The following is a 22,871-nucleotide window of genomic DNA, read 5'->3' as shown; positions in this document are numbered from 1 at the left end:
TCTGTCCGATGGCATGCATTATTCTAAGCGGGGTCATAGGGGGCAAAGGCATCCTTGTCAGCAAGCGGTTCAATGGTTTTTAAACGCCCATAGGCCAGCCGCCACGTTTTGGATTGTTTGGCCCGCCGTGTCGGCCACTGGAAACCAAAATGGCCGCATAAACGGCAAAAAACGGACATCTGGTCCCACATTGTGTCGGCATCATCCGGCAGCTCATTCCTCCCCAGATGATAACCGAAGATCCGGTCGATCCCACCGGCCACGGCACACATGTAATATCCTGAGGGCGTTAATCCCAAACCGCACTCCTTTATGATGCGGCAGCTGCAGGTGTAGTCGGAGAATCGGTTAAACCGCGTATCGACAGGTGCCACATTAAACGGTCTAAATAGATTGACGCGCGAAGACTTCAACGTACTTTTAAGCGTGATCGCGTCAGGCAGCTTCTCCAACACCCGATGAACGCGGTTCCCGAAGCAATTGGTTCCCAGCACCAGCCTTACAGAAGGATTATGCGTCTTCTGATAATTGATCAACAGGTCGATAATGTCAAAAAGGCGACTGTGAAGGGTCGGCTCTCCGCCCAGAATCCGGATCCGTTTCCACGCGATTGCCTTTGCAATGCTCTGCTCGATAAAGGCCGCTACATCGGCGACAGGCATTTCACTATCACTCGGCGCCTGCGTGCATGAACGGTTGCAGTTGATGCATTTCAAGTTGCACTTGTAGGTGATGTCGATCTCAACATAATCGCGGCTGCGATTAAACTGCCTGCCGAACCGGTTGGCCACACACGATTGGGCACGAACAAACTGGTACGCATCCAAAAACAAACGCGTTGCCGTGATATTGCGATGGCGGCGGGGCGTCTTCAAGGACGCCTTTTTCAGTATGGACATGACCGTTTCGTTTTTGGTGGTTCCAGTGCAAGCCAGGGCCAGTCGATGGCACCCTGTGGATTCAGCAGGGCGACCAGGCCGGGATCCCGCATGTCGTTCCAGACGAATGTTTCGAAGACAAGGTCCGGTGACGGGAGCCCCAGCGTGACGTGCAGGTGCGGCAGGACGGTTGCTTTTGAACGGCTGGTGTCGGCGATGGTGGCGATGATATCCCCCCTCGATACGACCGCACCCGGTTTTATGTGATCCAGCGGCCTCGTGTGGGCATAGATCGATATCAACGTGTCAATTTCAGGTTGGGTCTTTTCGTGCTCAATAACTACGGCCTGACCCAGGTAGTCGGCAAAAACAGACCTGACCACGCCGTCGTGCATTACCGGAATGCGAGTTTGTCGGTCGAGACGGCGCAGCCGCCAGGAACCATCCTCGTAAAGGCAAAAGTCGAGACCCTCATGGGGGAAATCACGCCGACCCCGGTCCCCCCACCACTTGTCCGGTGAATGAAAGCGCATGCCTGGACAGAACACCCAACGTTGGAAGGCGTCCGGGTCAAGACCGTTTGCCTCGATAAGCGTTTCGGTGAATCGGGTTTTCCTCAGGTCCACGATCATTCCCTGTTTCTCGATAATATCAGAAGACAGTCTCTGAGCACCATTTTCACCATACGGTCACTCAGATACGCTCTTTTTGGCCGTCGGTCCGAATCTTCTCAGCAGTGGGACACCTATCGCATAAATCCCGGCAAACAGCGGGGCGCACACCAGAATCCAGGCGACGATGGCGTAGAGGATCGTTTCGAAAAAAGAAGCGATGGTGCCCCAGAAATCCTGCCGGAAAAGCGCGCCCAACTCCTGAACCGAAAACGGAGGTGGATCCCCCTGGAAGATGAATGCGCCAAGACTCATAAACGGTATCAATAAAAAAATCTGCAGTGGGTATACCAGATAGTTGAACAGCTGAATAGCGGGCTGGTTGAGTCGCAACACGATGGCGACGGCGGCACAGATCAGGGTCGTCGCACCCAGAACCGGGAACATCCCGATTACTGCGCCGAAGGCGATGCTGAGAGAGAGCCGTTCCGGCGAGATTCCCTGCTTGAGCAAGTTCAGGATCGGGCGGCCGATCTTTTCATTAAAGAGACGTTTGATCATTGGGACCTCACCGTATTGTGCAAATCTGTCATTCAGCCGGCAACGCGCTAAAGGCAGTACTGGCTGATGTGCGCACCATCAGGACAGGCGGGCTTTTGCGATGGTTTTGATGTCAACGCCGCATTTTGCCGCTGTAAGCCTTGCCCTGAACCCTGATCGTTATTTTTGAGATACCAATTTTAGTTTGAATCCGCAGCAATTGGAATCAAAATCTCGTTTCGCCTCAAAAACCACGGTGTAAATGGCGCATTGTACCGGGCCCAAAGAGGTCCGCCAGCAATCTTAAGCCCCTTGTCGCTGATCCACGCTTCAAGTTTCCTTATGTTCTCGAGATAGCCCTTCTCGCTCCAGAAGCCGGAATAGCGCACGGCAGCCATCCGTCGACCCGGCACCCGGCGAAGGGTTACCTTGGGATTTTTCGGCACCGGCAGGGTTTCAAGCGAATACGAGGCCGGCATCATGAAGCCAACGACCCACTTGTCTCCCACCCGCTGCTGGCCCACAGGCGCCGTCATCTTGATTTTCTCAGGACTTGCCTGTTGGGAAACGGGTGCGGTCATCTCAACTTTCCTGCGCGACCGGTTTTCACCTGAGATGTAGCCAAACAGTATTTTGAACGCTATACTGCCAGCTTCTTCGAGGCTTCCCTCCACGAGGGTTTCGGCAACAAGGTGCGGTGTATAGTCACGGATTTCAAAATGGTCGTCTTTTTGGACAACGGTGTATGTGGCTTCTTCGATCGCCATCGTCTCCGTTGTACCCGTCACTATAGACGCAATGGCGAGTAAAATCCCGGCAGTCTTTTTCATTAACAGGTCTCCACTGTCTATCGCTGGTTTTAAAGTGAAATAATGGTAACTGTCCTACTTCCCAAAGCTTTCCGGATTTTCCGTAGAGGTAAAGAAGATGGCAAAGTCAGAGCGGTTCCTGAACCTTGCCACCAGTGATGGAAAAATCATTTTGCATGGCCCGTTCCTTTGCAAGGGTGCGGGCGACCGCACCGGGTGCATGCGTTCGCCTGGAGAGCAGGCGGTATGCCGTCGGAACGACAAACAAGGTAAACAGCGTTGCCGACAATACGCCGGCCAGAACGACGACACCGATCACCATGCGGGTCTCTGCCCCGGCTCCGGAGGAGAGAATCAGGGGGATTGCGCCGGTGGCGGTGGTGATACCAGTCATCACGATTGGACGCAGCCGGACTTCGGATGCTTTGAGGATGGCATAATCAAACGACTTGTGGCGCTCCCGGAGTTGGTTGGCAAACTCGACGATGAGAATCCCGTTCTTCGCCGCCAGGCCGACCAGCATGACCAAACCGATCTGGCTGTACAGATTCAAGGTGCTTCCGGTCAGGTACAGTCCGAGCAACCCGCCCCCAATCGCCAATGGCACCGTCAGCATGATCACGAGCGGATTGAGATAGCTTTCAAACTGGGCAGCCAGAACAAGGAACACCACCAGGATCCCCAGCAGGAAAACGAATATGATCGATTGGGTCGAGGATTGAAAATCCTGGGATTGCCCCTTGTAATCAATGATCACGTTTTCCGGCAGATTCGCCTTGACCAGGCCTTCCATATAGGTCAGCGCATCGCCCAGGGCCAGGCCGTCGGCAAGGTTGGCCTCCAGGGTGATGGCCCTGACGCGGTTGTATCGGTTCAAGGCGGTTGAATCGGCAAATTCTTCCAGCGTGACCAGATTGGACAGGGGAATCAGGTCGCCGTTGCGTGACGAACGCACATAGATGTTCTGCAAATCGGTCGGCGTTCGCTGACGCTCGCGTTCGCCTTCCAGGATCACGTCATACTCTTCACCCGCCTCGATATAGGTGGTCACCCGCCGGGAGCCCAGCATCGTCTCCAGGGTGCGGCCGACATTGCCGATGGTTACCCCCAGTTCGGCCGCGCGATCATAGTCGATGTTCACCTGCAGTTGGGGTTTGGTTTCCTTGTAATCCCAGTCGATCCCTATCAGGCCCGGATTGTTGGCCTCGATCTGATTCAACAGCGTGTCGCGCCATTGGGCCAGCTCCTGGTAGGTGCCGCCGCCGATGACGAACTGGAGCGGCTTTTGAATGGATGCACCGAAGCCCTGGCGCATGACGGGAAAGGCGCGCACCCCCGGAAGTCCTGCCAGTTTGGCGCGGACCTCGTCCATGATGACCCAGGCGGATCGCCGCTGGTCCCAGTCGTTGAGTACGAAAATGACGATGCCGGTGTTGAAGTTCTCATAATTCGAAAACGTTCGCGGCGCGCGGACCAGCAGCCGGGTTGCCTCTTCGTTTTCGACAAAGGGCATCAGCCGCCGCTCAATTTCATTCATGTATTCTTCCATGTATGCGTAGGAGGCGCCCTCCGGCCCGTTGACGATGACAAAAAACGCGCCGCGGTCTTCCTTGGGTGCATATTCCGTGGGGACTTGCCCAAACAACCACGCCATTGCTGCAATCAGCACCCCAAATAGACTCACCACCAGCCAGGAACGCTTCATGGTGCGGCCCAGCAATCGACGATAATGTTTGCGTGTCGATCCGAACAAGCGGTCCATCAGGGTGTGTCGTGCAGGTTGGCCGGTGTTGCGTTTGAGGATTTTAGATGCCAGCATGGGCGAGAGGCTCAGGGCGACGACGCTGGAAAAGCAGACCGCCGCCGCCATGGTGATGGCAAACTCCGAAAACAGGCGCCCCACATCCCCCTGCAGAAAGGCGATGGGCACAAAAACGGCGACCAGCACCAGGGACGTGGCGATCACCGCGAAACCGACCTGGCGGGTGCCGGTGTATGCGGCGACCAGGGGAGTTTCGCCTTTTTCCGCCATGCGCCGGTAGATATTTTCCAGCACCACGATAGCGTCGTCCACGACCAGCCCGATCGCCAGGACCAGTGCCAAAAGCGTGAGAAGGTTTACCGAGAAACCCAGCCCATTCAAAACGATAAAACTGGCGATAATGGAAACCGGAACCGTCACGGCCGGCACGATCGTGGCCCGAATGCTGCCCAGAAACAGGTAGATGACCAGGATGACCAGGCCAATGGCAATTAGCAGGGTCTTGTAGACTTCCTTGATTGCACCTTCGACGAATACGGATGTGTCGTAGCTCTGCTTGATTTCCATCCCCTCGGGCAGGGTGGGGTTGAGGCGCTGCATTTCCGCTTTGGCGCCGCGGGCCACATCGATCGTGTTGGCGGTCGATTGTTTGATGATGCCCATGCCCACCATGGCCACGCCATTGCCTCGAAAGAACGTCCGGTTTTCTTCGGTGCCGCGCTCGACGCGGGCAACATCACCCAGGCGAACAAGATGGCCGTCTGCGCCGCGGGCCAGCACCAGGCGACTGAAATCCGCCGCGGTTCGAAAGGCACGCCTGACCCGCACGGTAAAGCTGCGCGCCTGGGATTCGATGCTGCCGGCCGGCAGTTCCAGATTTTCCGCCCGCAGGGCGGTTTCGACATCGCTGACGACAAGCCCCCGCGCCGCCATGGCGCTGCGGTCGATCCAGATCCGCATGGCATGGGTTTGGCCACCGCCGATTCTCACCCGGGCGACCCCATCCAACACGGAAAACCGGTCAACCAGATAGCGATCGGCATAATCGGTCAGGGCCGGGACTGTCATGCGGTCGCTGACCAGGTTCAACCACATGATGACATCGTTGTTGGAATCGACCTTCTGGATTTCCGGCGGATCGGCTTCGTCCGGCAAATCCCCCAGAATGGCCGAGACCCGGTCCCTGATATCATTGACCGCCCCGTCGACATCCCGTCCGGTATCAAATTCAATCGTTACCGTGGAAAGTCCGTCTTCACTGGTCGAAGCGATAAAATCGATGCCTTCGACGCCGGCAATGCGTTCTTCGATGAGTTCGGTGATGCGTGTTTCCACCACATTGGCGGACGCACCGGGATAGAGGGTTTCGATGGTTACCACGGGGGGGTCGATGTCCGGGTATTCGCGCAGGGGCAGCCGATCGAAGGAGACCAGGCCGAAGATGATCAGCAGCAACGATATCACCGCGGCAAATACCGGCCGCTTGACGGAAACATCGGAAAGGATCATTGGCCCGTGCCTTTCTGTTCACGATTCAACAGGCGGGCCAAGGGCTCATTGCCGCTGTCCACGGCGATGACGGTCACCGGCTGTCCCGGTCGGGTGCGCAAGGTGCCGTCTACAACCACGAATTCACCGGATTGCAGACCGTCCAGAATTTCGACTTCGCCCGGTCGACGACCGCCGATGGTTACTTGGCGACCCTGGGCAAGGGTGGGTTCGACGCTTCGGTCCACGACCAACACGAGGTTGTCACGCCCGGACGGGATCAAGGCTTCCTCGGGAATCACCAACACGTCCCGTGGATTTTTAAGCAAGGTGACATTCATCAGCAGACCAGGCTTAAGCAGGCGTTCCGGATTGGGTAGCGTCGCCCTGACGACAATGGCACGTGTGACCGGATCGATTCGGCTGTTGATGCTGGCTACGATTCCTTCGAATTGACGCCCGGCAAAGGCCGGCGATGTGGCGACAACGGGCAAGCCGGTTTTAAGGCTCGACAAGTGAATCGAGGGTACCGTAAAATCGAGCTTCATGACGCTGTCGTCGTCAAGGGTGGTGACGAGGTCTCCCGGCTCGATAAGTGCGCCCACGCTGATATTACGCAGACCGACAATGCCGGCAAACGGTGCGATAACCAGGCGGTCCTGCAGCTTTGATTCGATCGCCCGCAGTCGCGCCTTGGCGGTTTCATACTCCCGCCGTCGTTGGTCGAGCAGTGATATGGATGCTGCTCCCCGCTGGACCAGGGGCCGCAGCCGATCATACTGTTTTTTGGCTTCGGCAACGGTCGAGCGCTCTTCTTCGATCAGGGCATGCTCCTCTTCGTTGGTCATTTCGACCAGGATGCTGCCGGCTTCTACTCTCTGACCGTCCTCGAAATGGACGCCGGTCACGGTTTCGGAAACGGTCGCGGTTAGTTCAACGGTTTCGTTGGCGCGCAGTGTGCCGAGGGCCTCTATACGGTCGACGAAGCGATCGATGGCAGCTTTCTTGACGATCACGGGTACGGCCTGCTGAGCGCTTGTCGGATCAGCCCCGAGTATGCAAGCTATCCCAGTTAAAGCGATCCAAAGCTGGACTTGCCGATACGGTTTACGGTGTTTCATTTCGGACCTCCACTTGAGGCTGCGTTCACTCGGCCTCCCAACGCACGGTGAAGTTGTATGCGAAAACCCAGCAGCGCTCTCTTTTGGCGCACGATGATGCGTTCAATGCGCTGCAGCTCTTTAAGCGCGTCCAGGACCGGCAGAAAATCCGTCAGGCCGTTGGTGTATCGATCCCTGGTCTCTTCGACAGTGCGTTCCAGAAAACCGCGGCGACGCTCCAGGCGATCCAAAAACTCCCGCTGCTTGCGCTCTTGATAAAGCGTGTTTTCGACATCTTCGATCGCCGATAGATAGGCCTGGGAAAATATTGCCAGCCGCTCGATATACAAGGCCCGGCTGCGCTCAACCTCCGCCTTGCGGGCACCCCAATCTACCAACGGCTGTACGATCGAGCCCAACAAAATCCCTGCCGGGCCGGAAAATTCCGAACCGTCTGCATAAAAAAAGGACCCGTCAAGTGTGATACGCGGCAGACGTTCGGCAATGGCTATACCAATCTCCGCATCGGCTGCGACAAGTTCATTTCTAAGGGACCTCAGGTCCGGCCGGTTGAGCAACAGGTCCGAGGGAACGCCGATAAAAGGAAGGTCTCCAATGGCAACGAACCCATCGTCGTCGTCCACGCGATCCACGGCGTCCGGTGCCTGCCCGATCAACACATCCAAGCGGTTTTCCGAAACCCGCAGGAGTGCTTCGGTGGGGGGCACCAGGCTCTCTGTTTCGGCCAGCTGGCTGCTTTGCTGCAGCACATCCACCGACGCCGTAAGCCCGGCTTCAAAACGAAGCTCGGTCAGTTCCAGCAGGTCCCGGTCCAAGATGATCTGCTGGTCGAGCAACGCCAACTGGCTGCGCTGCTCGACGACATCGAAGTAGGCGGTGGTCACTTCCGCGGATAAACTGAGCCGGATGGCCCGCAGGTCTTCCATGCGCGCAGCCTGCTCACTCTGACGGGCGAGGGCGGCGGAGCCCAGTCGATTGAACACATCCACTTCCCAGGCCAATGCGCCGCCGACCGTATTCAACCGATTGCGCGTATCGCCGTCGGCCCAATCTTTCAGGATGGAGGCCTCGAGATCAACCTGGGGCAGATGGGCTGTTCCGGCCTTGCGGGTAAATGCATCGGCCTGATCGAGCCTGGCCAAACCCCGCATGATGTCGAAATTATCATCCAGGGCCTTGGCGATGAGTGAATCCAGTTTGGCATCGTTAAACGTTAACCACCAATTTTCATCCACTGGTTTTGTGGCTGGCGAGGCGATGCTGAAAGCGACGCCCCCTTTTTCAATTGGCTCGGGTGACCGATCGATGGTGTGGGATTGACAACCGGAGACCAAAGCGCCGGTCAGAAGGGCCAATGATAGGTATCGACGGGGTCCACGATATCTCACGTTGCACTCAGCCTTCATTTGTCTATCGATTGCTGAAATCCTGCTGCAATCAGTTTTTCATGGCGGCTTGAATCCGCAAGTACTCGCCCAAATTGTCCATCGTCACCAATCCGACGAGTTTCCCCTGATGCATGACCGGCAGCGTGTGACAATCGCAATCGTTGAGCTTGGTAAGGGCGGAATCCAACATATCCAGTTCATCAACCGTGGTGTAGTTTCTCTGAATGGCCGATGCGACGGTCGGATAGTTTTCCTGGTCGGCGAGTGCTCTTAACAGATCGGTTTGCGTCAGGACGCCTTCCAGGCTGCCATCGTTGACGACCGGGAAATCCTTTTGGGATCCGGTCAAGGTCAATTCGACCGCGCGTTTTAAGCTGTCATTGACTTCGAGTTGTCTAAAATCACTGATCATGGCCTGTCGAACCGTTATTCCCCCAACGGCAGATTTCATCTGGGCCACGCTGGCCTCCTGGGCTGCACCGATCCACACGAACAAGGCGATGAACAACAAAAACGGGTTGTAGAACAATCCAATAAAGCCGAAAAGGACCGCGATCCCCTGACCGATGGCAGCAGCTGTTTGTGTCGCTCGACCGTATTCCTTGCGAGTGGCCAGAATCGCACGCAGCACACGGCCGCCGTCCATAGGGAACGCGGGTATCATATTAAATACGACCATGAATACATTGACCGCCAAGATCCGCTCCAAAAAGGGCCCGGCGGTGATCGTCATGGTCTGCATCGGTTCCAGTGATGCGGTGGCTTTCAACCACACGAACAGGGCCACAGCGATGACCACGTTGACCGCCGGCCCAGCAATGGCGACCCACAACTCCTGCATCGGATTGGTCGGTACGTTCTCCAATCGAGCCACACCGCCTATCGGCAACAGGATGATGTCACGGGTCTTGATGCCGTATCGCCTGGCCATCAGCGCATGACCAAATTCATGAAGAACGACACATAGGAAGACCGCCAGAATGAATACAACCCCGGTTGCGGCGACGGTCAGGCTCTGTCCCTGACGCCAGTGGACAAATGCCACCCAGCCGAGAAGCAAAATGAAGGTAAAATGCATGAACACATCGATGCCGGCGAAGCGGCCTACTTTGATTGACCATTTCATGGGTAGAGCCCTCCACTAACGCAACTGTCGAACTACGTTTCGGGAATTACGCGGATGTTAAATTCCACTTACCAGTAAATATAAACAACGGGTGGTGATACCGGCAATGTGAGCCTGTTGATCGTAAGGTGATAGGTCGAACCTACCCATGTATGGGTTGCGGGGCATGCGTGGGGAAGAGATGTCCTCACAGGACGAGGTTAAGCGCCGCCTCATCCACGACCGGCCGCCTGTGGACGATTTCACGAACCTGAAAACGATTGCGCGTGGCCATACGGCGTTATCATTCGACTCAACCCACCTGAATTTCTTCGCCGGGTTGGGCTTGTCCCGCCTGCGGTGAGGTGATTTTTCTACAGGCGCTCAGGCCACCTGGTCATCCATCGTTTTGCGGACAATATCCGCCAGGCGACTCAATGTGATCGGTTTCATCAGCACCTGGTCGACACCGATCTCAGACAGGGTCTCGGCGTTGATATTCGCGCCGAACCCGGTACAGAGTATGACAGGAATGTCACGCCGGATTTTTTTGATTTCTCTGGCTAATCTTTCGCCGGTCATTTTCGGCATGGTCATATCGGTGATAATCAGATCGTACTTGTTAGGATTGATCCGGAACGCGTCAATGGCGTCAAGGGGGTTTACCCTGGTTTCAACCAGATATCCCAACCCTTCCAATAATTCGTTTCCTATCTCTGTCAATTGCTTTTCATCGTCAACAAAGAGGATATACCCCGTGCTGGACGAGAAGAGTCTTGTTTCTGCGGTTAAATGATCAGGGTCTGTTTGGGCAATCGGGAGAAAAACCTGGAACGTCGTTCCCACACCCGGTCGGCTGTAGACTTTTATACTCCCTCCGTGATCCTTTACGATCCCATGAACCGTCGAAAGTCCCATGCCAGTTCCTTCACCGGCTTTTTTGGTTGTGAAATAGGGGTTGAAAATTTGAGCCAATGTGTCTTCATCCATACCATGGCCGGTATCGGAAACAATGAGTTTAAGGTACTTTCCCGGACTGATAACCGGATAGCTCGAAGAATCATAGATGCCGATGCTGACCGGGACGAGACCCACTTCAAGCAAACCGCCTTCTTTTTCCATGGAATGAAAGGCATTGGTACAAAGGTTCATAAATACTTGGTGTATTTGGGTTTCGTCAGCAACCACCGCGCCTGAATCCGATCTTATATTTTGCCTGATTTCAATGGTTGAGGGAAAAGTTGCCCTTATTAGTTTTAAGGTCTCATTGATAACGCTGCTGATGTCCAACGTTCTCTTTTCCGATTTTCCATGTCTGCTGAATGTAAGTATCTGTTGGACAAGATTCTTTGCACGGAGACTCGCCATGCCGATTTGATCGATGTAATGGTGCAACTTGGTATGTTCCGAGCATCTGAGTTGTGCCAGTTCGGCGTAACCATTGATGGCGGAGAGAATATTGTTGAAATCGTGGGCGATGCCGCCGGCAAGCGTACCCAGCGCCTCCATTCTCTGCGCCTGGCGAAGATGGGTTTCCATAATTAACTTTTGATTTTCGGCGTTCTTCTGGTTGGCGATGCGCTCGGTGATGTCCCGGCATACACAGAAGATCAATTTCTGTCCCCGGTATACCGCGCCATTGGTGCTGATCTCAACGTCGTAGACGGTGCCGTCTTTTCGACGGTGGCGCGTTTCGAAGTGATCGCCTGTATCGTCGATGATTTGGAGCATTTCCATCAGTTGTTTTTTATTAAATTGAGCGTCCCAGTCCCAGACATGAAGTCGGTTGACTTCATCCAGAGAGTAACCGAGCATATGGGCAAATTCTTGATTGGCCTCATATACCTTGCCGTTTTGTTCCAGAACAACGATCCCGTCTCTCGATTGGTCAACCAGAATACGCCTCCGGGTCACTTCATCCTTAAGCAACTCTTCCGCCTGCTTGCGCTCGGTGATATTTTTTACGTGTCCAAGGGCTCCCATTACCTTGCCGTCAACGTCTTCAAGCCGAAAAACAGAAATTTCAAACCATTCGGTTGGGTTTTGGTCCGATGGATACGGTATCACCTCGATGTGCGGTTTCCCTGTTTCCAGAGACGCTGAACAGGGACACGCTGAACAGGAATCTTTCCGGTTTCGAAGAACGTCGTAGCACTTCTTATCGATCAGGGGCATGTGAGATACGAACTTACTTTCCATCCAGCGATTGGTCCGAACGATGGTAAAATCACGATCCATAACGATGATTCCGTCCTGAATGGCATTAAAAACACTTTCCAAAAAGGGTTGCTTATCCTTGAGATAGTGATCAAGAGCCGTCATTTCTAATATTCTCCAGATATATGGGTGCTTTTGAAATCACCCTGCCGAGGATGGCCTTCAATTAATTCCGTTTGCCGCTGCCAAACGCCAGGCACCCGATCGGTATACGGCGACGATGCTTAAAAATGATGGAACAACAGATAGAATCGTTAGACAATCGTCCGCCTGCGTCAGGTGATGCAGGTTCTGCAATTGCCCTTATGGCTTTGAATAGAAAATGGGGTGCGGATAAATCCTACGATTAATGAATAAAATGGATTCGTTGTGGTGGTCAAGGAAATATAAGCGCGCGCATGGCCTATTCATCCCACGCCGTTCCATAATCCCACGTATCTTTTATAATTTCCACGATCAGCGAGGTCTCTACCGAATTGACGCCATCGATCTGACTGATCCGTTCAAAGATCAGCGTTTTGAATTCTGACAGGGAGCCGGCAATGAATTCGATATCGATGTCGTTGCCGCCGGTGGTCAACGCCACATAGTTCAAGGTATCAATATCTTTCAACGCCTGGAGAATGGCATCTTTTTTCTTCAGGTCGATGCTGAGTTTAATATTCCCGATGATTTCAAAACCAAGCCGGATCGGGTTGCTGACAGCGATCACCTTGATGATCTCTTCAGTGATCAGCCGCTTCAATCGGCTCCTGGCGGTGGTCTCTGAAATACGCAATTCCTTAGCGATGCTGACGATGGGCATACGGCCGTCCTTTTGAAGCAGTGAAACCATTTTGCGATCGACGAGGTCGAGTTTTTGGATCCCGGATGCAGTTGCTTTCATGGCCGGCCCCTTCCTGATGCTTGATAAATCCTATCAAAAAAACGAATTCAGTAAAATTATATCAAAAAAATAGCGTAAAACACTAAAATTGTCAAAATATTTATTGCAATAAATTTTTAGATCCTCTATGTGGAAACTGGGAGCAGTATTTGTCTCGGTCGACAGCGGCGCCTCAGCGCCCGGCAATCAACACAATCCGATGATAATTATAACCATTTTAATAAGATAAGCTGTCTGACGAGACCTGAACCCGACAGTCGGATTGTGTTGACGCCCAATTCAGTTTAAAAGGAGAAAGCATGAAACGCATTATTGTGATTGGGGTAGGTGCCCAGGGAAGTACGATCGCCAAGCGGCTGAATGACCATCCAGGGGTATCTGAGATCATCTGTGCGGATTATGACCGTAAGGCCGCGGAAGCGCTGAGCGGTTCGCTGAGCAAGGCTACGGCCCTTCAACTGGATGCCAGTGACGTCAACAACGTCATCCGGGCCGCCAAGGGATGCGATCTGATTGTCAACGGCTTGCCGCTGGATTTCAACCTGCCTGTCATGGAAGCGGCGCTGGCGGTTAATGCCTCTTACTTTGACATGGCCGGCCCCATGGAAGATATCGGTTTCGTCGAAAGCTACAAACTGCTCTTTTCCGAATGGCATGAAAAATTCAAGGCCAAGGGGCTGACCGCCCTTATCGGTGGGGGGTCATCGCCCGGGTTGGCCAACATCATGGCCAGAGAAGCCGTCGAGAAAATGGACCGCTGCGAAACCATCAGTATTTTTGTCTTCGAGAATGTTCTGACCAAGCGATTCACCCCCTTCTGGTGGTCGCCGGAAGTGGCTTTCTGGGATATGCAATACAAGACCTTTCGCTTTGAAAACGGCCGACATGTCACTGACAAACCATTCAGCCGTCCCATCAGGATGAAACTGAGGGGTATCGATCGAGAAGTTCGCATGGTGGACCACGAACACGATGAACCGATTACGATGGGACTGCTTGCCGACAAGGTGCTCAAGGGGGTTAAGAATGTGGATTTCAAGTACGGCGGCTTCGGTGTGAAGCTTTCCGAACTGTTCTTCAGAATGGGGCTGCTTTCCGACGAACCGGTGGATGTCAACGGTACGAAAATCGTTCCCATGGATCTGATTCTCAAGCTATGCCCGCCTGCACCTAAATATCCGGATGAACTCAAAGCCATCATCACTGACGGGGTCCTGGCCGAAGAAGGGGCCTTCCTGGTTCGCGTGGAAGGATACAAGGATGACAATCCCATCCAGATAGACAGTTATGCCATGGGCCCGGGACTGGTGGAAGCCTTCGAGACTTCCGGCCTCAGTCATGAAGCCTACCTGACCGGTCAGTGTGCGTCGGTTTTCGTGAAAATGATGGTGGATGATGCTTTTACCGAAAAAGGCGTCTTCGTTCCCGAACAACTCGAGGCGGATGCCCGGGAATACTGCTTCCGCAATCTTGCCGACCTGGGGGTTACCATCGATGAAACCCAACAGCAGAAAAGCCTGTACTCCCGTGATTCCCGCAAAAACGGCGCTAAGCGTCAGCCAAGCGCCGTCAACCGGACCAATCCGGAAACCCGGGAGCCGTCTTTTGCGTAAATAGGGAACGTGCCGTCCTTCCGGCGGTGGACCAGAACCTGGAAGACCTTTTCGGGTGACGCTGGACCGTACAACCGGGCGGTGGGGGTCCGTGGCGCGGCCATGGAAAAGACCTTTGACTTTTAACGGCAATAACCGTACAGATTATCGTTAAGCGATACGGGACACCGGAACGGTTGATCTCCGGGTACAATCCGGAAGCAGGTTGTGGGGTCCACGTGGCAACGCAGTCGGCCCTTGCCGATCTGATCGACTATTTGGGCATTCCCCCCGGCCGGTCGGTTCAGTTTCCGTCAACGGCAGAGCGGCCCGAAAAGCGGACGTGTTGCCGGATCGTGCGCCGAACAAAATGTTTCATCCCATTTTTGGCGGTTAACTCACGGGTTCTCCGTCGATAGACGCGTAAACCGTCGAGGTCATCAGACTTAACTTTTTTTTCTGAGATAGGTCGGCACATTCGACTTCCACCTGACCCTGGAAAAAGTCATATTCGCCCTACAGCCAGCACCATTTTTGTTGCAGGCCTGTCTATTAACGTTTAGCTGGATTACGAATCGGGATCTTCGAGGTTATGAACCAGAACCAGAATCTCACGACTGACCAGGGCCTCACGGTAAAAAATATATGCAAGAATTTCGGCGATGTAAAAGCCCTGGACGACGTCACGTTGAACGTAGCGCCGGGGGAATTTTTTACGTTGCTGGGCCCGTCCGGGTGCGGCAAGACCACCCTCCTGCGAATCATTGCCGGGCTCGAAATGGCCGACTCGGGCCAGGTTTTCATTGGCGGCAAGGATATCACCCGGCTACCGGCCATCAAGCGTCAGGTAAACACCGTGTTCCAGAGCTATGCCCTGTTTCCCCACCTGACCATTTATGAAAATATCGCTTTCGGGCTGCGTTCCCGAAAGTTTCCCGATGCCGAAATCAAAAAACGGGTGATCCGCCGGCTGGAGATGCTGGATTTAAGTTCAATGGCCCAGCGGCATCCCCATCAGTTGTCCGGCGGCCAGAAGCAGCGGGTGGCCCTTGCCCGGGCTCTGGTGAACGAACCCGAAGTGCTGCTGCTGGACGAGCCCATGAGCGCCCTGGATGCGCGTCTGCGTGCCCAGGTCCAGGAAGATCTGCGGCGGCTGCAGCGCAAGCTGGGGCGGACGTTCATTCTGGTTACCCACGATCAGGCCGAAGCCCTGGTCTGCAGCGACCGGTTGGCCGTGATGCGTCAAGGTCGCATCGTCCAGTGCGGGACGCCCGAGGAGGTATACGACAACCCCAAGGACAGCTTCGTGGCCAAATTCCTGGGTGCGGCCAACCTGATTCCCTGCACCAAGGCACCGGGCGGCGTTCAGACGGCCTTCGGCTTTTTAGCCCTGGATAAAGAGCCCACCTGGCAGGAGGGGACCGTGGCGATCCGTCCGGAGTGGATCGGAATCGGCGACAAGGAACCCGAGCGCAACGGCATCCGTGCGCACGTAACCGAAATCGTTTACCGGGGAACCAATTTTGATCTATGGCTGGAACCGGGGCCGCTGCGGGTGCGCACCAGTTCCTACCGGCGGATTGATCCCGGCCGGGAGGTCTGGCTGGAACTGGCTCCCAAGGAACTGGTGATTCTTGAAGATGAAGCGCGCTGATTCACTGATTACCTGGTACGGGGAACTGACTACCCGGCAGCAGCTGCTCAAACGCGGGTCGTTGCTCCTGAGCCCCGGGATGTTCTGGCTGATGCTTTTTCTCGTGCTGCCCGGCCTGGTGCTGGTGGTCGTGAGTGTGGTCACCCGGGGGGCCTATGGTGAGCTGGAATGGGTCTTCACCCTGGAAAATTACAAGCGCATGGCCGGCTTCACCCTCTTCGGCTGGACCCCGGATTACCTGATGATCCTCTGGCGGTCGGTGGTGGTGGCCTTCTTTACCACACTGGTTTCCGTCATCCTTTCCTATCCCCTGTGTTTTTTTATTGCCGGCCGTCCCGAACGCAGCCGCTACATGTGGCTGACCCTGGTCATCATCCCCTTTTGGACCAACATGGTTATCCGGGCCTATGCCTGGTTCCTGATCCTGTCCCCGGAGCTTCCTGTTGCCAAGCTTGCGGCGGTTTTTGGTTTTATCCCGGAGGGCGCCCCATTATACCCCAATGCCTTTGCCGTCTATCTGGGGATGGTGTCCATGTTCCTGCCCTTTGTCACCCTGCCGCTGTACGCCAGTGTCGAACGGCTGGACTGGTCGCTGGTGGAAGCGGCCCAGGACCTATATGCCTCTCGGGTGCGGACCTTTACCCAGGCCATTTTGCCCCAGACCATGCCGGGTCTGTCAGTGGGGATCATCCTGACCTTCGTTCCCGCCATGGGCATGTTCGTTGTCCCCGACCTGCTTGGCGGAGCCAAATATATGCTGGTGGGCAATCTCATCCAGCAGCAGTTCGGCACCAGCCGGGACTGGCCTTTCGGGGCGGCGATCAGCATGGGCTTGATGGTGCTGACTATGGTCGGGCTTCAGATTTACCGGCGTAAAGGCAAGGAGATTCAGGTCGTATGAGGCGCCAGCATCCGTTGATCGTTGCGATTTCCTATCTGACCATGGCTTTTCTCTACCTGCCGCTGGCTGGCGTGGCCATATTCTCCGTCAATGCCGCCCGCAGGGGGATGGTGTGGAAAGGGTTCACCTTTAAATGGTATCTCAAGCTCTTCGAAAACGACTGGATTCTCGAAGCTGCCTGGAATACCCTGCTGCTGGCGGTGATATCCACCATCATCGCCACGATCCTCGGTACGATCCTGGCCATCGCCATGGATCGCTTTCCCTGGCGTAGTCGAACCAGTAATTTCCTGGATATTATCCTGCACATTCCCGTGGTCATTCCGGATATCATTCTCGCGGCATCCCTGGTGGTGGCCTTCGGCCTGCTGCGAATGGCATCATCCATTTTCGAACCCGGCCTGCCGAACATGATCATCGGCCACATTACCTTTCAGATTGCCTTCGTCGCCCTGGTGGTGCGCAGCCGTCTGGTGGCCATCGGCAGTGAGGTGGAGGAAGCGGCCAGGGATCTATTTGCCACGAACTGGTACCTGCTCAGAAAAGTGATGCTGCCGCTGTTGATGCCGGGTATTATTGCCGGTGCCATGCTGGCCTTCACGCTTTCCCTGGATGATTTCGTGATCAGCTTTTTCACGGCCGGTCCGGAGTCGCAAACGCTGCCGCTGTTCATTTTTGCAGCCGTCCGGCGGGGGGTTACCCCCCAAATCCATGCCTTGTCGACCCTGATCATGCTGGTTACGGTTGTTCTGGTCGTTTTGACGGAACGGTTCACGCGCCATCAGGAAAAATAATACGATATATTACTTGTGTATGAGTGCATATTAACCACCATTGCTGAAAAGGAGAAAAAAGATGCGTAAAATCGGTCTGCTCATGTTGGTACTGGTGCTTTTTGGTGGGATGGCGGCCAGTGCCGAGGAACTCAGGATCTACACATGGTCGGAGTATATGGATGAGGAAAAGATGCCGGCCGATTTCGAACAAAAGTTCGGCATCAAGGTTCGGCTGGACATATACGAGAACAACGAGGAGATGGTGGCCAAACTGCAGGCCGGCGGGGCCAGCCAGTATGACATTATCGTCCCCTCCGATTACATCATGCCGGTGTTGATCAATCAGCAGTTGATCCAGCCCCTGGACCATGCCAAGCTGCCCAACCTGAAAAACCTCAAGCCCCTTTTCAAGGATGCCAGTTATGACCCGGGCAACAAATACTCCGTCGCCTACCAGTGGGGTACGGTGGGACTGATGTACCGCAAGGACAAGGTCAGCGACGCCGCGGCCCAGTCCTGGTCGGTGCTGTTCGATGCCAACAAGCAGCCCGGCGCATTCTGGCTGATCGATTCCGTGCGCGAGATGATGGGCATCGCCCTGGTCTACCAGGGCAAGGACTTCAACAGCACCAACCCCAAGGATCTCAAGGCTGCCGCCGATCTGCTGGTGGCCACCAAGCGGACCAAAAACTGTATGGGATTCAAGCCGGGTGTGGGCGGCAAGAACGATGTGGTCGCCGGTACGGCGGTCGCGGCCATCGTCTATAACGGCGATGCCATTCAGTCGGTGACCGAGGAGCCGGACAAACTGGGTTTCATCATCCCCAACGAGGGCAGCGAGATCTGGTATGATTCCATGTGTATTCCCAGCAAAGCGCCCAACCCGGACGCCGCACACAAGTGGATCAACTGGCTGCTGGAGCCCGAAGTCGGCGCCGAATTATCCAACTACAACCAGTATGCGACCCCCAACGCGGCGGCAGAGGCCTTCATCACCCCCGAAGACCTGAAAAATCCGGGAATCTACCCGACACCGGCGATTATGAAGAAACTTCATTTCACCAAGGATCTGGGCAAGGAAAACCGGATCATGGATGAAGCCTGGACGCGCGCCAAGTCCCATTGATGGCTTCGATATTAAAGTAATCCCTCTGACGATGCAAACGCCGGAGTGTTCCAGAGCCTCTGCGGAATGGGTGCAGCCGCTGCACGTTTGCTGCGAATCCCCGACCACAAAGACGCTGGATCGCTCCGGTTTTCCCGGGTGGGAAAACCGTTCAAAACGGACAATCCCATTGAACCGCGATAGCGAGCGCATTCCCAGCAGGGTGCGGCGGGGTGGGTTCCGCTTATATCAGTAACCTCTTCTAAATTTGTTTTCCCTGCAACGATCGGGTCACTTTTCTCCAACAAGATCTTCCAGTGAACGCATCAGGCTCAGCATGCCCTCGCGGATTTCGGTTCGCGAGGGTGCTTTGGCGGACAGCCATGCCATGAGTGTTTTCTTCTCCGGAATATCGGCGGATGGAATCAGTTTGCGGACGACGATCTTACGGTTTCCACTGGTGATGTTGATGGAGGGCATGATTGGAAAGAAGGGAGAGAGTTTTATGCCGGTGATCTCCTCTTTTCTCAGAAAGAAGCTATTTACCGGGCTGCCCACAGATACTCCCTCGGGTGTGATGTCAACGTAATATTCCTCCCGGCTTCGTTTGGCCATTAAAAAGATCAGGCCCGCCCAGGTGGGAATGAGGAGCAGCGCCAGGCTGCCCATTGCCTTGAGAATGATCTGGATGCCGTAAACAGCAACTTCTATAGCCAGTTTCAAAAAACTAGGTGCCTGAAAGGTGGTCTGTGCGACGCTTTCCGTAAATCCCGGCACAATCTTCACCAACCCCGCGGCCAGGATCAGCAACTGGATACCGAGGATACAGAGAGCCGCCGTACGAGCATACCGCCGGCGAGAAAAGAAATAGCTGGCGCCCTGCGGCGTCTGGTGCCACCGTGTCCCTCGAAAGGCGGAAATCACGTAGTAGCGCAACCCTTCGAAAATAGAGTACATAACCGGCACCACAATCAACGTTAGAACGGTGGCGAAACTGATGCCGAAGATAATGACTACGCCTAAGCCCTCCCACAACTCGTCGGTAATGGTCAGGGTCACAATGCCGCCGATGGTTGAAACGGTCGTGGAGATGATCGGTCTGAGGCGTTGCTGGCCCCCGGTGATGATGGCCTCAAACATACTCAGGCCGGTTTGGCGCATGCGGTTGATGCAGTCCACCAGAACGATGGAATCATTGACCACGATGCCGCTCAGACCCACCAGCCCGATAAAGCTCATGATGGAAAAATTGTTGCCTGTCACGTAAAGACCGGCCATGGCGCCGACGATAGATAAGGGCAGAGCCATGAGGATGGCAAAGGGCTGAGCCAGAGAGTTGAACTGGGATACCAGCAAGGTCAAAATCAAGATGGCGGCAATCATATAGGCCAACCCCAGGCTTTCAAAGGATTCGGCGGTTTCTTCATATTCGCCGGAAAAATCGAATTTATACCCGGCAGGCAACTCAAGACGGTTGAGCTTCTCGACGATCTCCTGGGTGATTTCCACCGCGGATCGACCCCGGTTGTTGGCGGATATTCTGACAATTCGACGCCGATCGGAATGGCGGATACCGTTCAAGCCTTTCCCCTGGCTATACTGGGCGATGGTCGCCAGGGGCACCAGTTCACCGGTATTGGAGCGCACCTTGATGGTGTCCAGCATACGCGGACTGGTCCTGGACTCAGGGGAGAAACGCACTTTGAGGTCGTACTTCTTGGACACATCCTGCTCATCGCGAAACTCACGGATATCCAGGCCTGCCGTGGCTCCCCTGAGGGTGACTGCCACGGATTCCAAGGGTATCCCCATGGCCGCCGCCTTGGAACGATCCACGGCCACGCGCAGTTCAGGCGCCGCATCCGAAAAATCATCCTGGATATCCACAATACCATCGACTCCCTCTATCACCTGCCGGGCCTGAGCTGTCAGGGATCTCAATACGGCTATTTCCGGTCCCACAATCTTGATCAGCACCGGTGCCGCTGTGGGAGGGCCCCACTGGATGGCCCGGAATCGGATATCGGCACCGGGAATTTCCTGCAGTAAAGGTCGAATGCGCTCCTGGATTTCCCGATGGGAGGCGCGGGCGAACTCCTTGCCGTCCTTCAGTTCCACAGTGATTTCCGCAAAGTGTGAAATGGTAGTGGTTCCGAAGGAAAATTCATAGGCGCTCTGGCCTCTTTGACCGATTGTCGAGACCACCTGAACCGCCTCGGGAATGTTGTCCGCAACGATTTTTTCGACCTCTCTGGCAATGTCATCAGTGATATCGATTTCCGTCCCCCGTGGGGTCGTCACGGTGATGTAGATGTAGTCGAAGTCCGCATCCGGAAACATTTCAACCTTGACCAGCTTTAACGCCATCAGGCCGGCAGCGGCCATCAGACAGACCAAGACGAGGCAAACCACCCAGAAACGATGATTCAGCGCCCATGAAACACAGCTTACGTAGTATCTTTTAATACGTTTGAGGTCCTCTTCCGGCTTAACGATTCGTCCCTGCCGTGTCGTGCGCTTCATCAGCATGCTGAGAATCAGGGGATTGGCCACCAGGGCCACCACCAGGGAAGCGGCCAGGGCGATGGTCACCGTTTTTGGAAGATAGCCCATGTATTCACCGGTGACGCCGGTCATCAGCAGCATGGGAAGAAAGGCCGCCATGGTGGTCAAGGTGGCCGAAATCACGGGCATAGCGATTTCGGCCGTGCCGTCGATGACCGCCATGATTCTGTCTTTGCCCAATTGATAGTGATGGTAGACGTTTTCAACCACGATAATGGCGTTGTCCACGATCATTCCGATGCAAAGCACCAGCGAGAAGCGCACCATGTCGTTATTGGACAGGCCGAAGACTTTGAGAAAAATGAAGGTCAATAGGAGGGACAGCGGAATGGAAAGGGAGGTGATGACCGAATTGCGCAACCCCATGGCAAAATAGAGCACCAAAATGACGATGATCAGACCGACCACCGCCGAATTGTTCATCTGATCGAACCCCTGCTTGATGAATTTGGCCTTTTCCGCCGTGATGGTGGTATGCACGCCCGCGGGAAAGGTTGCTTCCAGCGCATTGAGTTTTTCGCGGACCTTGACGGTAGTTTCTAAAATGTTGGCGCCGTTGCGTTTCTTGATGGCAATGGATGCGGAAGCCAGTCCGTTTACCCGGGAATAGCTGATGTCCTCGGAATGTCCGTCTACTACGGAACCCACATCTCCTAAGAAGACAACCCGGTCACCCCGGCGGATCAAGGGGACCCTTGCATAATCTGCCACGTGCTTGATTTCGGTCAGGGTCCGAAGCAGCAGCCTGCGTCCCTGAACGTTGACCTGCCCGCCGGGAATATTGATATCCGACTGCCGCACGGCATCGTAGACATCCGGAATGGTCAAGCCGAACTGATCCAGCCTTTCGGGGTCCAGATAGATCTGGATCTCCCGCTGAAGCCCGCCGGCCACCTCCGCAGCCAGGATCTCAGGCATGGTTTCGAGTTCATCGGCCACCTTCTCGGTCAGTTTCCTGAGTTTGACCGGATCAATATCGCCAACCACCGAAGCAATCATGATGGGAATATCCGAAAAACTGACCTCATTGACTTCCGGGTCTTCAGCCTCATCCGGAAGCTCTTTGCGGGCATCGGTGACTTTTTCACGCACTTTCTGCAGGGACCGTTCAAGATCCGCTTCGGCCTCAAAATCGATCACGACAACGGAGACTCCTTCCGCCGAATTGGAACGCATCTCCTTGACATCTTTCAGATCGCTGAGCTCTTCTTCCAGGGGAGCGGTCACCAGGCTCTCGATCTCGCTGGGCGATGCCCCCGGAAACACCGTGACAATGATCGCCACCGGCGCAGAGATTTCAGGTTCACCTTCTTTGGGCAGAGAGCGGTAGGCGAACATCCCGGCCACGATGGGCAGCGCGATAACCAACAAGCCGGTAATCAGCGGACGCTTTAATATAAAATGAAAGAATTTCAATGATTATATCCTGCGGTGTTGGTTCCAGCGGTGGTGCCAGACGCTATCGTTGAAAAA

Annotated in this window: 16 protein-coding genes and 1 pseudogene; 5 read left to right on the top strand and 12 right to left on the bottom strand. The window is 54.9% G+C overall.

The annotated features are described in order from the left end of the window. Window positions 1-23: 23 nt before the first annotated feature. The 11 genes and pseudogenes from ACHZBS_RS03785 to ACHZBS_RS03735 all read right to left on the bottom strand — a co-directional run bounded on the left by ACHZBS_RS03785 (window position 24) and on the right by ACHZBS_RS03735 (window position 12,805). Entirely contained in the window at window positions 24-899 is an 876-nt protein-coding gene (locus ACHZBS_RS03785; RefSeq protein ID WP_319405200.1) for a radical SAM protein, read from the bottom strand. Further along, entirely contained in the window at window positions 887-1,510 is a 624-nt protein-coding gene (locus ACHZBS_RS03780; RefSeq protein WP_319405199.1) for a M23 family metallopeptidase, read from the bottom strand. The genes ACHZBS_RS03785 and ACHZBS_RS03780 overlap by 13 nt, the downstream gene beginning before the upstream one ends. A gap of 57 nt (window positions 1,511-1,567) precedes the next feature. Continuing rightward, window positions 1,568-2,050, bottom strand: a complete 483-nt coding sequence (locus ACHZBS_RS03775) for a DUF2062 domain-containing protein (RefSeq protein ID WP_319405198.1) — start codon at window positions 2,048-2,050, stop codon at window positions 1,568-1,570. A gap of 179 nt (window positions 2,051-2,229) precedes the next feature. After that, window positions 2,230-2,859: a heme-binding protein gene (locus ACHZBS_RS03770; RefSeq protein WP_319405197.1), complete on the bottom strand. Its 630-nt coding sequence runs from the start codon at window positions 2,857-2,859 to the stop codon at window positions 2,230-2,232. A 106-nt stretch (window positions 2,860-2,965) separates the two neighbouring features. Further along, window positions 2,966-6,109, bottom strand: a complete 3,144-nt coding sequence (locus ACHZBS_RS03765) for an efflux RND transporter permease subunit (RefSeq protein ID WP_319405196.1) — start codon at window positions 6,107-6,109, stop codon at window positions 2,966-2,968. Beyond that, window positions 6,106-7,104, bottom strand: coding sequence for an efflux RND transporter periplasmic adaptor subunit (locus ACHZBS_RS03760; RefSeq protein WP_319405195.1), 999 nt, complete (start codon window positions 7,102-7,104; stop codon window positions 6,106-6,108). The genes ACHZBS_RS03765 and ACHZBS_RS03760 overlap by 4 nt, the downstream gene beginning before the upstream one ends. A 101-nt stretch (window positions 7,105-7,205) precedes the next feature. Further along, window positions 7,206-8,597: an efflux transporter outer membrane subunit gene (locus ACHZBS_RS03755; protein ID WP_319405194.1), complete on the bottom strand. Its 1,392-nt coding sequence runs from the start codon at window positions 8,595-8,597 to the stop codon at window positions 7,206-7,208. Window positions 8,598-8,646: 49 nt separating this feature from the next. After that, on the bottom strand, window positions 8,647-9,723 hold the full coding sequence (locus ACHZBS_RS03750) for a site-2 protease family protein (RefSeq protein WP_319405193.1): 1,077 nt from the start codon (window positions 9,721-9,723) through the stop codon (window positions 8,647-8,649). Window positions 9,724-10,086: 363 nt separating this feature from the next. Then, window positions 10,087-11,211, bottom strand: coding sequence for an ATP-binding protein (locus ACHZBS_RS03745; protein WP_319405192.1), 1,125 nt, complete (start codon window positions 11,209-11,211; stop codon window positions 10,087-10,089). 117 nt (window positions 11,212-11,328) lie between these two features. Further along, window positions 11,329-11,940, bottom strand: a pseudogene (locus ACHZBS_RS03740) (PAS domain-containing protein); the annotation flags it as partial. 382 nt (window positions 11,941-12,322) lie between these two features. Further along, the gene (locus ACHZBS_RS03735; protein ID WP_319405190.1) at window positions 12,323-12,805 is read right to left on the bottom strand and encodes an Lrp/AsnC family transcriptional regulator; all 483 of its coding nucleotides are present in this window, start codon (window positions 12,803-12,805) and stop codon (window positions 12,323-12,325) included. Window positions 12,806-13,104: 299 nt separating this feature from the next. On the opposite strand from ACHZBS_RS03735, the gene ACHZBS_RS03730 reads away from it, so the two are divergent. The 5 genes from ACHZBS_RS03730 (at window position 13,105) to ACHZBS_RS03710 (ending at window position 18,854) form a co-directional block, all read left to right on the top strand. Then, the gene (locus ACHZBS_RS03730; RefSeq protein ID WP_319405189.1) at window positions 13,105-14,418 is read left to right on the top strand and encodes a saccharopine dehydrogenase NADP-binding domain-containing protein; all 1,314 of its coding nucleotides are present in this window, start codon (window positions 13,105-13,107) and stop codon (window positions 14,416-14,418) included. A gap of 571 nt (window positions 14,419-14,989) precedes the next feature. Next, the gene (locus tag ACHZBS_RS03725; RefSeq protein ID WP_319405188.1) at window positions 14,990-16,051 is read left to right on the top strand and encodes an ABC transporter ATP-binding protein; all 1,062 of its coding nucleotides are present in this window, start codon (window positions 14,990-14,992) and stop codon (window positions 16,049-16,051) included. Further along, window positions 16,038-16,952 (top strand): ABC transporter permease, encoded by a 915-nt coding sequence (locus ACHZBS_RS03720; RefSeq protein WP_319405187.1) that lies wholly within the window; start codon window positions 16,038-16,040, stop codon window positions 16,950-16,952. Before ACHZBS_RS03725 ends, ACHZBS_RS03720 begins: the two co-directional genes overlap by 14 nt. Next, the gene (locus tag ACHZBS_RS03715; protein ID WP_319405186.1) at window positions 16,949-17,746 is read left to right on the top strand and encodes an ABC transporter permease; all 798 of its coding nucleotides are present in this window, start codon (window positions 16,949-16,951) and stop codon (window positions 17,744-17,746) included. The genes ACHZBS_RS03720 and ACHZBS_RS03715 overlap by 4 nt, the downstream gene beginning before the upstream one ends. A gap of 61 nt (window positions 17,747-17,807) precedes the next feature. After that, window positions 17,808-18,854 (top strand): spermidine/putrescine ABC transporter substrate-binding protein, encoded by a 1,047-nt coding sequence (locus ACHZBS_RS03710; protein ID WP_319405185.1) that lies wholly within the window; start codon window positions 17,808-17,810, stop codon window positions 18,852-18,854. Between the two features lie 270 nt (window positions 18,855-19,124). Here the strand turns inward: ACHZBS_RS03710 and ACHZBS_RS03705 are convergent, their stop codons facing one another. Beyond that, on the bottom strand, window positions 19,125-22,814 hold the full coding sequence (locus tag ACHZBS_RS03705) for an efflux RND transporter permease subunit (protein ID WP_319405184.1): 3,690 nt from the start codon (window positions 22,812-22,814) through the stop codon (window positions 19,125-19,127). Window positions 22,815-22,871 lie beyond the last annotated feature (57 nt).

The sequence above is a fragment of the uncultured Desulfosarcina sp. genome (assembly GCF_963664155.2).
In the GTDB taxonomy this organism is placed as follows: domain Bacteria; phylum Desulfobacterota; class Desulfobacteria; order Desulfobacterales; family Desulfosarcinaceae; genus Desulfosarcina.
The sequence above is the reverse complement of the archived record's forward strand: the minus strand, read 5'-3'. Positions and strand labels throughout refer to the sequence as shown.

Bases quoted from the DNA above. Each gene is read 5' to 3' on its own strand.
- ACHZBS_RS03785 (WP_319405200.1), bottom strand. From the start codon at position 899: ATGTCCATACTGAAAAAGGCGTCCTTGAAGACGCCCCGCCGCCATCGC.
- ACHZBS_RS03780 (WP_319405199.1), bottom strand. From the start codon at position 1,510: ATGATCGTGGACCTGAGGAAAACCCGATTCACCGAAACGCTTATCGAG.
- ACHZBS_RS03775 (WP_319405198.1), bottom strand. From the start codon at position 2,050: ATGATCAAACGTCTCTTTAATGAAAAGATCGGCCGCCCGATCCTGAAC.
- ACHZBS_RS03770 (WP_319405197.1), bottom strand. From the start codon at position 2,859: ATGAAAAAGACTGCCGGGATTTTACTCGCCATTGCGTCTATAGTGACG.
- ACHZBS_RS03765 (WP_319405196.1), bottom strand. From the start codon at position 6,109: ATGATCCTTTCCGATGTTTCCGTCAAGCGGCCGGTATTTGCCGCGGTG.
- ACHZBS_RS03750 (WP_319405193.1), bottom strand. From the start codon at position 9,723: ATGAAATGGTCAATCAAAGTAGGCCGCTTCGCCGGCATCGATGTGTTC.
- ACHZBS_RS03745 (WP_319405192.1), bottom strand. From the start codon at position 11,211: ATGGAGGCGCTGGGTACGCTTGCCGGCGGCATCGCCCACGATTTCAAC.
- ACHZBS_RS03735 (WP_319405190.1), bottom strand. From the start codon at position 12,805: ATGAAAGCAACTGCATCCGGGATCCAAAAACTCGACCTCGTCGATCGC.
- ACHZBS_RS03730 (WP_319405189.1), top strand. From the start codon at position 13,105: ATGAAACGCATTATTGTGATTGGGGTAGGTGCCCAGGGAAGTACGATC.
- ACHZBS_RS03725 (WP_319405188.1), top strand. From the start codon at position 14,990: ATGAACCAGAACCAGAATCTCACGACTGACCAGGGCCTCACGGTAAAA.
- ACHZBS_RS03720 (WP_319405187.1), top strand. From the start codon at position 16,038: ATGAAGCGCGCTGATTCACTGATTACCTGGTACGGGGAACTGACTACC.
- ACHZBS_RS03715 (WP_319405186.1), top strand. From the start codon at position 16,949: ATGAGGCGCCAGCATCCGTTGATCGTTGCGATTTCCTATCTGACCATG.
- ACHZBS_RS03710 (WP_319405185.1), top strand. From the start codon at position 17,808: ATGCGTAAAATCGGTCTGCTCATGTTGGTACTGGTGCTTTTTGGTGGG.